Raw genomic sequence first — 13,266 nt, 5'->3', positions numbered from 1 at the left:
CGAATAGGGTGCGTCAGCAAGGCATGCTCGCGTTGCGGCGTGCGTAGCAGAACCACGTGATGGCGACGCACGTCACGTAGAAGGCGATAAAGACGTAGAGCGCGGGAATAGCGGAGCCCGTCATGTCGAGCGCGGTGCCGAAGGTCTTCGGGATGAAGAAGCCGCCATACGCGCCGATAGCAGCGGAAAAGCCGAGCACGGCAGCGGACTCCTTGCCGGCGTTGTGCAGCGCCTGGCGTTGCGCGGTGGCATCGAGCCCCTTGGCGCGGCGCTGATGCTCGGTCATGAAGATCACCGGGATCATGCGGAAGGTCGAACCGTTGCCGATCCCCGTGAGCATGAACAGCACGATGAACACGCCAAGGAAGCCGGTGAAGTTGCCCGCCGCGCCAGCGTCCGGCATGAACGAGATCACGCCGAACACGGCTGCGATCATGCCGATAAAGGTCCAGAGCGTGACGCGCGCGCCGCCGAGATGGTCAGAGATCCATCCGCCGATCGGACGTGTCAGCGCACCTGCGAGCGGGCCGAGAAATGCGTAGGCGGTGGGATTGATCGATGGGAATTGCGCCTTGGTCAAGAGAGCAAAGCCCGCAGAGAAACCGATGAACGAACCGAACGTGCCGATATAAAGCCAGCACATCAACCAATTGTGCTTGCGCTTGAAGATCACGGCTTGTTCAGCGAACGAGGCCTTCGCATCGGCGATGTCGTTCATGCCGAACCATGCAGCCACCGACGCCGCCACAATAAACGGCACCCAGATGAAGCCCGCGTTCTGCAGCCATATGCCGCGTTCGACGCCGTTGGCGACGAACGTCTGGCCATCGCCTGCGAACGAAGCGAACGCGGCCGTGGCGATCACGAGGGGCGTCACGAACTGCACGAGCGACACACCCAGGTTGCCAATGCCGGCATTCAATCCGGTAGCGAGTCCTTTCTGTGCTTTGGGAAAGAAGAAGCTGATATTCGCCATCGATGAGCTGAAGTTCGCACCGCCGAATCCGCACAGCAAGGCGAGCACCAGCAGCGTGGCATAGCCCGTTGATGGATCGCGCAATGCGAAGCCCATGCCGATAGCCGGAATCAGCAACGTGGCCGTGGAGAACGCGGTGAAGCGGCGGCCGCCGAAGATCGGCACGAGAAATGAATAGAAGATCCGCAGCGTGGCGCCCGACAGCGCGGGCAACGCGGTCAACCAGAACAACTCGTTCTTCGTGAAGTGGAAACCGCCTTTGTCCAGGTTGACGACAACGACGCTCCATAACGACCACACTGCGAAGGCGAGCATCAGCGCCGGGATCGAGATCCACAGGTTGCGATTGGCGATGGCCGAGCCGCGTGTTTTCCAGAAAGCCGGATCTTCCGGTTCCCATTTTTTGAGGAGATAGTCGGACATGTTTTTATAGGTTGGATTGGACAGGGGCGCGCGGCAGGGCAGAGTCACCATGCGAGCGGAAGGAGAAGGTCATCCAGATGAGGCTGACGGCGGTGGCGCCGAACAGCAGCATGAAACAGGTGCTGCTCACGCCGGTCAGGTCGGCGAGCAGCCCAAAAAGAATGGGTAGGGCGAAGCCGGCCAGACCGCCCGCGAGACCCACCACGCCGGATACCGCGCCGATGTTGCCGGTATAGTCATCGGAGACAAACTTGAATACGGACGCCTTGCCGATCGCCATTGCAATGCCTACGGTGAACATCAGCACCGTGAACAGCGTGGGCGAGAGGGTAATGTTGAATCCGATCGGGCCATAACTCGACTGCACAGTGAAACCGGTATCGGGATAGCTTAAAAAGAAGAAGCACGTCAGCACGGTCCACATCACGACCCAGGTTGTCTTCTTCGCGCCGTAGCGATCGGACAGCCATCCGCCAACAGCACGAAGAACACCACCCGGCAGCGAGAAACATGCAGCCAGTAAAGCAGCTTGTTCAATATGGAATCCGTAATGATTGACGTAGTAATGCGGCAGCCACAGCGCTAATCCAACATAGCCCCCGAACACGACCGAGTAATACTGCGAATAGCGCCATGCGCGGCGGTCTTTCATCACGGCCAGCTGACTTGCAAAGCTCGGCGGGTTGGCAATGCGATGCGCGGGATTCGTCGCCGATGTCATCCAGAAGAGAATGGCGGTAACAAGCATGGCGATGGCATAGACCTTCGGCACGATCATCCACGTGCCGGCGGTCACGATCAACACAGGTGCGACGAATTTGGTCAACGCGGCGCCTGAATTGCCCGCGCCGAAGATGCCCATTGCGAGGCCTTGGCGTTCCTTCGGGAACCAGCGTGCCACGTAGGGTGTGCCGACCGAAAAGCTCGCGCCCGCGAGGCCTACAAGCAGCCCCAACGCGATGAATTGCCAGAACTGCGTGGCGTAGGTGAGCATCCAGATTGGGATGACGGTAGCGAGCATCGTCAGGAAAAAGACGATGCGTCCTCCGAAGCGGTCAGTGCAGATGCCAAGCGGGACACGGGCGAGAGAGCCCGACAGCACCGGGGTGGCGGCGATCAGGCCGAATTCGGTATCGGACAGACCCAGTTGGGTCTTCAGCGGAATGCCCAGAATCGCGAACATCATCCAGATCGCGAAGCAGATGGTGAACGCGAAGGTGCTCGTCCACAGCACGCGCCAGGCGCGCGGGTCCGCGGTCGATGCGTCGTGGACGGCGTGGACGGCTTGGGTGGCTTGCGGTTTGCGTACGGCAGTCATGGTGCTTGCCTGTCGATTAAATTTGCGTTTAGTGAAGAATCGACTGCAAGATTAGGGACTACGCGCTATGCCGCCCATTCGCCGTTGGGAGGGCGCGACTCCATGTCGCTCCTCCGGCGGGACTACTCCGAAAGGTGTAATTTGGATGGAATGGGGTCGACGAGGTGCGCTCCAACAATTCCGATGCAACGCAACAAACCGCTGGACATGAGGACAGGACATGGCTGAAGACGACTTGAAGATCACCGTTTCACCGCAGCAGTTTTCCATCGACGTCATGCTGGAAAAGTATGCGAAGGGTGACGAAACGCGCATCGACGATATTTACCGGCGGGTTGCGCGAGGCGTGGCGCTCGCTGAACCCGAGGCGCGGCGCAAGCAGGTCGAGAACGAATTCTTCGAGAATTTCCAGCGTGGCGCGCTCGGAGCAGGCCGGATCATGAGCGCCGCCGGCACGGGTATCCAGGCAACGCTCATCAACTGCTTCGTGCAGCCGGTGGGCGACGCCATCCAGGGCGTGGATGAGGACGGTTTGCCGGGCATCTACGTGGCCTTGCTGCAGGCAGCCGAAACCATGCGGCGCGGCGGCGGCGTGGGTTACAACTTTTCCGCGATCCGTCCGAAGGGTGCCCGCGTGCATTCAACGGGATCGTCGGCGTCGGGGCCATGCAGTTACATGGATGTATTCGACGCGTCATGCCGGACCGTTGAAAGCGCCGGGTCACGGCGCGGCGCGCAGATGGGTATTCTGGATTGCTCGCATCCTGACCTGCTTGAATTTATCGCGGCAAAGCATGTGAAAGGGCGCTGGAATAACTTCAACGTATCGGTGGCGGTGACCGATGAGTTCATGCAGGCCGTGGCTGACGATACCCCGTGGCAACTCGTGCATCGCGCTGAACCGTCGCCGTCATTCAAGGCATCGGCCGATGCGCGTCAGCGTGACGACGGCCTGTGGATCTATCGGGAAGTTCAGGCGCGGGAGGTGTGGGACACCATCATGCGCTCGACCTATGACGTCGCGGAACCGGGGGTGGTGTTCGTATCGCGCATGAACGACGACAACAACCTGCGTGCCGTGGAAACAATCCGCGCAACGAACCCCTGCGGCGAGCAACCGTTGCCCGCGTATGGCTGCTGCAACCTTGGACCGTTGAACCTGACGCGTTTCGTGCGTGAACCGTTCGCGCAGCGTCATGGAGGAACACCGGTATTCGACTGGGATGGCTTGGCGAAAAGCACCCGTACGCAGGTTCGTTTTCTTGACGATGTGCTCGATGTCACGCTCTGGCCACTACCCGAGCAAGACCGGGAAGCGCAGGCGAAACGGCGCATAGGCGTAGGTTTCACCGGTCTCGGCGACACGCTCGTCATGCTCGGCGTGCGCTATAACTCGCAGGAAGGCCGCGACTTTGCGACACGCGTGGCGCGGACCATGCGCGACGAAGCGTATCGCGCGTCGGTTGAACTGGCTCGCGAGCGGGGTGCGTTCCCCTTGTTCGATGCAGAAAAGTACCTTGAAACAGGCACTTTCGCGTCACGCCTGCCCGATGACATCAAGGCGGAGATTTCTCGCGACGGCATTCGTAACAGTCACCTGCTTTCCATTGCGCCAACCGGCACGGTGAGCCTGGCGTTTGCCGACAACGCGTCGAACGGCATCGAACCGGCGTTTTCGTGGACCTATCAGCGAACCAAACGCATGGCCGACGGCAGCCGGCAATCATTCACGGTGGAAGACTACGCGTACCGCTTGTATCGCGAACTCGGCGGCGACGTGAAGGCGTTGCCGGAGTATTTCGTGAGCGCACTCGATATGTCCGCGAACGATCATCTGGAAATGATGGCGTCGGTGCAGCCTTTCGTCGATACCTCCATTTCGAAGACGGTCAATGTACCGGCCGATTATCCGTTCGATAAGTTCAAGGACCTTTACTTCGACGCATGGCACCGGGGCCTGAAGGGGCTGGCCACTTACAGGCCGAACGATACGCTGGGGGCAGTGCTATCGGTGACGCCGGAGGCGCCCGCGAGCGTCGCATCCGATCCTTCCGACGCGTCGGATGCCGAGGTTCAACTGGACCCGTTGCGTATTGCCATCGATCATCGTCCGCGCGGCGAGCTGCCGGCGATCATCGAGAAGGTGGAGTACCTCACGCAGGCCGGCAAGAAGTCGCTTTACGTGGCGGTGTCGTTCATGGAGATTACCGGGCGGCTGGGCGGCGAGGATGTCACCATCGAGCGGCCCATCGAGTTCTTCATCCCAACCGGGCAGCGCGACGAATCGCAGCAATGGATCACGGCGACCATGCGTTCATTGTCACTGGCGGCGCGGGGTGGTTTTGTCGCGCGCAATCTGCAGGATATGCGCAAGGTATCGTGGGATCGCGGACAGGTGCGTCTTGGCGACGTCGAACGTCCCGGCGGCCATAAGGCGCCCCGTTGGCACGATTCGGAAGTCGCGGCGCTTGCGTATGCGATCCAGCAGATCCTGTTTCGGCGAGGTTTCCTCGATATCGAGGGCGGTCAGGTCCCATCGCGCGTGCTGGCGCAGAACCGGCATGAGAGCGTGCAGGCGGGTCTTGTATCGGCTTCGCCTGATTCCGGCGATGACAACGACATCACTGCCGTTGTGGAGGACAACGCAGATGCCGCCAACCCGCATGCTTTGCTGCCCATTCCTGGCCGCAAGTGCCCGACGTGCGGCGCGAATGCAATGATCCGCAAGGACGGTTGCGACTTCTGCACTGCGTGTGGCGAAATAGGGGCGTGTGGTTGAAGCAAAAGCGGCTGATCGCTTCTAACGTGATCAGCCGCTCAAACGCATTGCTTCTTGCGCGGACCTGAAGTTCCGCGCAAACCAACCTCTGACTCGTTCAACCTGCCGCCGAATCCGCCCATTCCATCGCCTGGCGCTCGCGCGTTGCTTGCGGGCGATACGGATGCCATTGCGCAGCTTCCGGAAGCCAGTCGTCGAGTGCGGAGAAGTCTTCAAGGGGTACTGATTCGTTCATGATGGACTCCTTGATTTACTGGACGTGAGCGTTGCCGCTTTGCGTCACGGATCCGTTGGCGAACTCGACGATTCCACGGTTGCGTTGTTCCGCAGCCGCCGCGTCGCGTGCACGTTGTTCGTGCTGCTCGGCAATCGCGATCCCCGCCATGCTGCGCTCAGGGTAGGTGTTGCGGTTCAGCGCGGGCAGCGTGCCGTTTGCGTAGGATGCGGCCAACTCGGCGCGGACTTGCGCGCGTGTCATGGTGCTTTGGGTCGCTACCGCTGTTTGATACGTGCCTGCGTGTCCAATGCCGCCGTCAGCAAATGCGGTCGTGGAAACGATGGCTGAGATAGCGGTAAGCGAGAGAGTTGCGATTGCGGTTTTCATGCGTGCTGCTCCTGTCGGTTCATTTCGACAAGCACCGAACGTAGTCGATGCTATCGGCCTGATAGCGGGGCAGCGGGCCTTGATCTAAGCAATGAAAACCAATGACATCGACTAATCGACAAGCCGCGCTGCGACAGGACGAAATGTAGTCAAGCGAGCGCCGCGGATAAATGACCGTTAAGCGAATTGATTAATCGCGCTACGCGAATAATCGCAAAAGCCCTTATAGAAAGGGCTTTTGCGACGAAACCAGTATTGGCGAAAGGGACTTAAACCCTTACCCGCAAGAGGGTCGCAAAGGACTTGAAGCCTGAGAAAAGAGAAGAAGAGAGACCCGATAGAACGGGCCTCAAGCAAAACTAAACGACTACCTCGGCGGTGCCGGCAACATCCGGCGTGCCATGCTTGACGATCGATTTCGCCGGCGTAGCCGTCGGCAGGCAACGCTGCTCGGCGTCTTCCTGGCCCGAAAGCAGAGGACACCGTTCGAATAACTCGGCAGCCCAATCGACAAAAACCCGCACCTTGGGCGACAAATGCCGGTTATGCGGATAAACCACCGAAATGGGCATGGGCAACGGTTTCCACTGCGGCAGCACCTCGATCAGTTCGCCGGAGCGCAAATGCGGAAGGGCCATGAAGCGGGGTATCTGGACGATTCCCACGCCTTTGACACCGCACGCAATATAGGCCTCGGCGTCGTTCACGGCGATCTTCCCGCGCATTTTCACGTCGATGGACTTTCCATCGACGACAAAATCCATATCCATCACGCGGCCCGTGCGGCTGGAAAAATAATTCACGGCCGTGTGCTGCTGCAAATCGTCGATGGTATGCGGCACGCCATGAAGTTCGAGATACTCCGGACTCGCCGCGGTCAGGCCCTGAAACACGCCGATCCGCCGCGCCACCAAACTCGAATCCTGCAGCGTTCCCACGCGAATGACACAATCCACGCCTTCCTGAATCAGGTCGACCGGTTTGTCGCCGAAACCGATCATCAACTCGATATCCGGATAGCGCGTGTGGAATTCACAAAGCTGGGGCATGACGATCATGCGCCCGATGGACCCCGGCATATCGATCCGCAATTTGCCGCGCGGACCCTTGCCGGTATTGGCGAACGAACTCTCGGTTTCCTCAATGTCCGCGAGAATCCGTACGCAGCGCTCGTAATACGCGGCGCCGTCCGGCGTGAGGTTCAGGCGTCGTGTCGTGCGTTGCAGGAGACGCACGTTCAGAAACGCTTCGAGGTTCTGAATAATCGTTGTCACCGAGGCGCGCGGCATGTCCAGTGTGTCCGCTGCGCGTGAAAAACTATTGGTGTCGACGACTCTTGTAAACACCTGCATAGCTTGTAGCCGGTCCATTTTTCTCTCACCGTCAATGCTTTGCGGCTCCTGGAATAAGGATGCCGCTCAGACAGGAATGGGCAGTTTCAATCGCGATTGTTCGGTGCGACCGAATTGTGTTGCCGGATTATAGGCATTTATTTCAAATGTCGTTGCCCTCAGAATTCGTTCCATCGCAACTCGGGTGGGATGGCGCGGACGCGCTGAAAATAACCATGGCATCGACGCTGGATCTGGGCCTCTGCATAGAGGATGTTCGAATCGCGGGACATGCGCAACCTATAACCCTGCGCAGTTATCGCCCCGCCTCGGACGGCACTGTCCTCCCGGTCGTGCTTTATTTTCACGGCGGCGGCTTTGTGCGCGGCACGCTGGATGATGCCGACGTCACAGCCAGCACCATTGCACGGGATACAGCGGCGTGGGTCATCTCGGTGGGCTATTCACTGGCGCCGGCTTTCCCGTTTCCTGCGGCTCCCGAAGATGCTTATCGGGCGGCGCAATGGGCCATAGCGAACGCTCGTGCGCAACGGGCGGATGCAAACCGCATCGGGGTCGCGGGACACGATGCGGGCGGCAATCTGGCTACGTGTCTGGCGGCCATCGCGCGGGATCGCGGCGACATCGTGATCCTGGCGCAAGCGCTGCTCGCGCCGTTGCTGGACCCAAGCATGACGCGCATGGCCGACGAGAACAAGGTGCGCTCGCCGGACATCTGCATGACAGAGTGCGCGCAGTGTTATCGCGCGTATCTGCCGAACGCATCGCAACGGCTTCATCCGTATGCAGCGCCGCTGGAATCGCGGCGTCTTGCCGGTCTGCCGCCGGCGCTGATCGCAAGCGCGCAGCATGACCTGTTGCATATCGAGGCAGAGAAATATGCAGGCGAACTGATCGCCGCGGGTGTACCAACGGAAGTTACGCGGCACGTCAACGCATCGCATAACGCGCTTGCAGCGGATCCGGCGGCACTCGCCGACGTGGTGGCGTTCTTCAAGAAACGGCTTCGTGTGCAGACGGCCGCGCCGGTTGCGCCGCTTCGCGACACCCTAAAAATTCAAACAATCTCAACGACTTAATCGGAGCAACGCATGTCCATCACTCGCAAACGTCTTACCGTCGCGCTAGGCGCCGCGCTGGTCGTCGCAGGCATCGGAACATTCACTGCCATGCATGGTTTCGGCCGCGGCGATCTGCCGGTGAACGCTGCTGAAGCGGCCATCAAGCCGTCGGCGCCCGCCATGGAAGTGGATGTCGCCACGGTGGTGTCGAAGACCATCACCGACTACCAGAACTATTCGGGCCGCCTGGAAGCAGTCGACAAAGTCGAGATCCGTCCGCTCGTGCCGGGGACTATCGTCGCCGTGCATTTTGCCGATGGCGCGCTGGTGAAGAAGGGCGATGCGCTCTTTACCATCGACCCGCGGCCCTACGTGGCGGCGGTCGATCAGGCCGCTGCGCAACTCGCGGCAGCGCAAGCTCGCAACGGTTATACATCGACCGATGCCGCGCGCGCGGAGCGCTTGCTGGCGGATAACGCTATTGCCAAGCGTGACTACGACGAGAAGCAAAACGCTTCGCACGAAGCTGCGGCGAACCTGAAGGCTGCGCAAGCGGCACTCGAGACGGCGAAGATCAACCTGACGTACACGCAGATCACGGCGCCCGTGTCGGGCCGGGTGTCGCGTGCGGAAATGACGGTCGGCAACATCGTGTCGACGGGTTCCAGCGCGCCGCTGCTGACTACGCTGGTGTCGGTGTCGCCCATCTACGCGTCGTTCGATGTCGATGAACAAACCTACCTGCGTTACCTGAGCCGTGACTCACGTGCAAGCGTGCCGGTCTCGCTCGGTCTCGCGAATGAAGATGGTTTCTCGCGCGAAGGCAAGGTTGCGTCCGTCGATAACCAGCTCGATACGGGCTCAGGCACGATCCGCGTGCGGGCACGTTTCGATAACGCCGACGGTTCGCTGGTTCCGGGGCTCTATGCACGCATCAAGGTAGGCGGAGGCACGCCGCATCCGGCTGTATTGATCGACGATGCCGCGATCGGGACCGACCAGGACAAGAAGTTCGTGATGGTGGTCGACCCGGACAACCGTGTGCAATACCGCGAGGTCACGCTCGGTACCTTGAGCGAAGGGATGCGCGTGATTGTGAAGGGCTTGCAGCCGGGCGAGCGGATCGTGGTCAACGGGTTGCAGCGCGTACGTCCGAACGATGTGGTGAAGGCCAACTCCGTAGCAATGGCGAATGCATTGCCGGCCAAAGACGCTTCATAAGACGCGCTTTGCAAGACGGGTTTATAAGCGCTTAACAGCGGCTCCTCGTGTACGTGGTACGTGGCGGGTTCGTTCCTGACGGACGGACCGGCCGGTGCTCACGCGCGCCCAGCCTCTCATGCAGATAAAGAAAACGTCATGAACATTTCCAAGTTTTTTATCGACCGCCCGATCTTCGCGGGTGTGATGTCGGTGCTCATCCTGCTGGCGGGCATCATCGCCATGTTCAAGCTGCCGATCTCCGAATATCCGGAAGTCGTGCCGCCGTCCGTGGTCGTCCATGCGCAATATCCGGGTGCAAATCCGAAGGTGATCGCCGAAACGGTGGCGTCGCCATTGGAAGAGCAGATCAACGGCGTGGAAGACATGCTGTACATGCAGTCGCAGGCCAACAGCGACGGCAACTTGAACATCACGGTGACGTTCAAGCTCGGCACGGATCCGGACAAGGCGCAGGAGCTCGTGCAGAACCGCGTGGCGCAAGCGCTGCCGCGCCTGCCGGAAGACGTGACGCGGCTCGGCGTGACGACCATCAAGTCATCGCCTACGCTGACCATGGTGGTTCACTTGAACTCGCCCAATGACCGCTACGACATGACGTATCTGCGCAACTACGCGCTGATCAACGTGAAGGACCGGCTTGAGCGAATCCAGGGCGTGGGGCAGGTGCAGCTGTGGGGCTCGGGCGATTACTCCATGCGCATCTGGCTCGATCCGCAAAAGGTCGCTCAGCGAGGCATGACGGCGACCGATGTGGTCAACGCCATCCGCGAGCAGAACGTGCAGGTGGCGGCCGGCGTGATTGGTGCGTCGCCGACGTCGTCGAACGTGCCGTTGCAACTGAACGTGAATGCGCAAGGCCGTCTGCAGACCGAAGCGGAGTTCCGGGACATCGTGCTCAAGACTTCGCCTGACGGCGCGGTCACGCATCTGAGCGATGTGGCGCGCGTCGAGCTGGCGGCATCGGAGTATGGCTTGCGCTCGCTGCTCGACAACAAGTCGGCGGTCGCGATGGCGATCAACCAGCAACCGGGTGCGAACTCGCTGCAGATCTCCGATTCGGTCCGCCAGACCATGAAGGAACTGAAGGCGGACATGCCGGCGGGCGTCGACTATGAGATCGTCTATGACCCGACGCAGTTCGTGCGATCGAGTATTGAAGCGGTGATCCATACGCTGATTGAAGCTATCGCGCTGGTCGTGCTGGTGGTGATCGTGTTCCTGCAAACCTGGCGTGCGTCCATTATTCCGTTGTTGGCTGTGCCAGTGTCGATCATCGGTACGTTCTCGCTGCTGCTGGCCTTCGGCTTCTCGATCAACGCGTTGTCATTGTTCGGCATGGTGCTGGCAATCGGGATCGTGGTGGACGATGCGATCGTGGTGGTGGAGAACGTCGAACGGAATATCGAGGCGGGGTTATCGGCGCGAGAGGCGACCTATCAGGCCATGCGCGAAGTAAGCGGGCCGATTATCGCCATTGCATTGACGCTGACCGCCGTGTTCGTGCCGCTCGCATTCATGTCCGGTTTGACGGGTCAGTTCTACAAGCAGTTCGCCATGACCATCGCGATCTCGACGGTGATTTCGGCGTTCAATTCGCTGACTTTATCGCCGGCGCTGGCAGCCTTGTTGCTGAAGGGTCATAACGAACCGAAGGACTGGCTGACGCGCGGCATGGACCGTGTGTTCGGTGGTTTCTTCCGCCAGTTCAACAAGGTCTTCAAGCGTGGTTCGGAGAATTACGGCAAGGGCGTAACAGGCGTCATCAACCGCAAGGCGCTGATGATGGGCGTGTATGTCGTGCTGCTGTGCGGCGCCGTGCTGATGAGCAAGGTCGTGCCCGGTGGTTTCGTGCCGGCGCAGGACAAGGAGTATCTGATCAGCTTTGCGCAGTTGCCCAACGGCGCGTCGCTCGATCGTACCGAGGCGGTGATTCGCCAGATGACGGACATCGCGAGAAAGACGCCGGGCGTTCAAAGCGCCGTGGAGTTTCCGGGCTTGTCGGTGAACGGTTTCACGAATTCGTCGAGCGCGGGCATTGTGTTCGTGACACTCAAGCCGTTCGGCGAGCGTAAGGGCGCGGCACTGTCGGCAGGTGCCATTGCGGGCTCGCTGAACCAGAAATACGCGGCGATCAAGGGTTCGTTCATAGCAGTATTTCCGCCACCGCCGGTGCTCGGACTCGGGACACTGGGCGGCTTCAAGCTGCAACTGGAAGACCGTGGTGCACTGGGCTACGCCGCACTGAACGACGCGACGCAGGCGTTCATCAAGCGTGCATCGCAGGCGCCTGAACTCGGTCCGACCTTCTCCAGCTATCAGATCAACGTGCCGCAATTGAACGTCGATCTGGACCGGGTGAAAGCGAAGCAACTGGGTGTTTCGGTTACCGATGTATTCAGCACCATGCAGGTGTATCTCGGCTCGCTGTATGTGAACGACTTCAACCGCTTCGGCCGTGTGTATCAGGTCCGGGTGCAGGCGGATGCGCCGTTCCGTTCTAGTTCGGAAGACATCGGTTTGCTCAAGACGCGTAACGCGAATGGCGAGATGGTGCCGTTGTCGTCGCTCGTCAAGGTGACGCCGACCTATGGTCCCGAGATGGTGGTGCGCTACAACGGCTACACCTCTGCCGACATCAACGGTGGCCCGGCTCCGGGTTATTCATCGGGCCAGGCACAGGCTGCGGTGGAACGCATTGCGGCTGAAACGCTGCCGCGCGGCATCAAGTTCGAATGGACCGATTTGACGTATCAGCAGATCCTCGCGGGCAATGCCGCCATGTGGGTGTTCCCGATCAGCGTGCTGCTCGTGTTCCTGGTGCTGGCTGCGCTGTATGAAAGCCTGACGCTGCCGCTCGCCGTGATCCTGATCGTGCCCATGAGTATTCTCTCGGCGCTGGTCGGTGTGTGGCTAACGAAGGGCGACAACAACATCTTCACGCAGATCGGCTTGATGGTGCTGGTGGGGCTGTCGGCGAAGAACGCCATCCTGATCGTGGAATTTGCGCGAGAGCTGGAGATGCAGGGACGCTCCATCGTGGAGGCGGCTATTGAAGCCAGCCGTCTGCGTCTGCGGCCGATCCTGATGACCTCCATCGCTTTCATCATGGGTGTGGTGCCGCTGGTGCTGTCGTCGGGCGCGGGTTCGGAAATGCGCCATGCAATGGGCGTGGCAGTGTTCTTCGGCATGCTCGGCGTGACGCTGTTCGGCCTGATGCTTACGCCGGTGTTTTATGTGCTGTTGAGAAAGCTGGCTGGCGGCGAACATCTCGTCGACAAGCACGGCCACAATCCGCACATGCGCGGTGTCAATGCTTCAGTTGAAGCATGAGAGAGATTGAAATGAAAACGTTGAATACAAAGCGATGGCTGGGATTGTCGGCGTTACTTGGATCGTTGCTGGTCGTCGCGGGCTGCTCGCTCGCACCGACCTACACGAAGCCCGATGTAAGCGCGCCGGCAGCCTTCAAGGAAACACCGCAGGAAACGGCGTTGGCGCCCTCTGAACAGGGCACGTGGAAGACGGCGCA

At 60.2% G+C, this 13,266-nt stretch carries 8 protein-coding genes and 2 pseudogenes; 5 read left to right on the top strand and 5 right to left on the bottom strand.

Going from position 1 to position 13,266, the window contains the following annotated elements:
• Window positions 1–13 precede the first annotated feature (13 nt).
• Window positions 14–1,399, bottom strand: coding sequence for a NarK family nitrate/nitrite MFS transporter (locus JWR14_RS22190; RefSeq protein ID WP_299711562.1), 1,386 nt, complete (start codon window positions 1,397–1,399; stop codon window positions 14–16).
• A gap of 4 nt (window positions 1,400–1,403) precedes the next feature.
• On the bottom strand, window positions 1,404–2,717 hold the full coding sequence (locus tag JWR14_RS22185) for a nitrate/nitrite transporter (protein ID WP_299711559.1): 1,314 nt from the start codon (window positions 2,715–2,717) through the stop codon (window positions 1,404–1,406).
• 220 nt (window positions 2,718–2,937) lie between these two features.
• Between JWR14_RS22185 and JWR14_RS22180 the strand changes: the two genes are divergently transcribed.
• Entirely contained in the window at window positions 2,938–5,496 is a 2,559-nt protein-coding gene (locus tag JWR14_RS22180; RefSeq protein WP_299711556.1) for an adenosylcobalamin-dependent ribonucleoside-diphosphate reductase, read from the top strand.
• 97 nt (window positions 5,497–5,593) lie between these two features.
• Here JWR14_RS22180 and JWR14_RS22175 read toward each other — a convergent pair whose 3' ends face one another.
• From JWR14_RS22175 to JWR14_RS22165, 3 genes and pseudogenes are all read right to left on the bottom strand, one after another.
• Window positions 5,594–5,731 (bottom strand): hypothetical protein, encoded by a 138-nt coding sequence (locus JWR14_RS22175; RefSeq protein ID WP_299711553.1) that lies wholly within the window; start codon window positions 5,729–5,731, stop codon window positions 5,594–5,596.
• Window positions 5,732–5,746: 15 nt separating this feature from the next.
• Window positions 5,747–6,100 (bottom strand): DUF4148 domain-containing protein, encoded by a 354-nt coding sequence (locus tag JWR14_RS22170; RefSeq protein ID WP_299711551.1) that lies wholly within the window; start codon window positions 6,098–6,100, stop codon window positions 5,747–5,749.
• Between the two features lie 461 nt (window positions 6,101–6,561).
• Window positions 6,562–7,470, bottom strand: a pseudogene (locus JWR14_RS22165) (LysR family transcriptional regulator); the annotation flags it as partial.
• A gap of 197 nt (window positions 7,471–7,667) precedes the next feature.
• Here JWR14_RS22165 and JWR14_RS22160 point away from each other — a divergent pair.
• The 4 genes and pseudogenes from JWR14_RS22160 to JWR14_RS22145 form a co-directional block, all read left to right on the top strand.
• Complete coding sequence (locus tag JWR14_RS22160; protein WP_299711626.1) at window positions 7,668–8,531, top strand: alpha/beta hydrolase fold domain-containing protein; 864 nt, start codon at window positions 7,668–7,670, stop codon at window positions 8,529–8,531.
• 12 nt (window positions 8,532–8,543) lie between these two features.
• Window positions 8,544–9,734: an efflux RND transporter periplasmic adaptor subunit gene (locus tag JWR14_RS22155; RefSeq protein WP_299711545.1), complete on the top strand. Its 1,191-nt coding sequence runs from the start codon at window positions 8,544–8,546 to the stop codon at window positions 9,732–9,734.
• Between the two features lie 138 nt (window positions 9,735–9,872).
• Window positions 9,873–13,067 carry an efflux RND transporter permease subunit gene (locus tag JWR14_RS22150; RefSeq protein ID WP_299711543.1) on the top strand — a complete coding sequence of 1,065 codons (3,195 nt, stop codon included), beginning with the start codon at window positions 9,873–9,875 and terminating at the stop codon, window positions 13,065–13,067.
• Between the two features lie 11 nt (window positions 13,068–13,078).
• Window positions 13,079–13,266 (top strand): annotated as a pseudogene (locus JWR14_RS22145) (RND transporter); the annotation flags it as partial.

The organism is Caballeronia sp. (assembly GCF_028292365.1).
Classification (GTDB): Bacteria; Pseudomonadota; Gammaproteobacteria; order Burkholderiales; family Burkholderiaceae; genus Caballeronia.
This window is presented reverse-complemented; position numbering and strand designations above follow the sequence as displayed.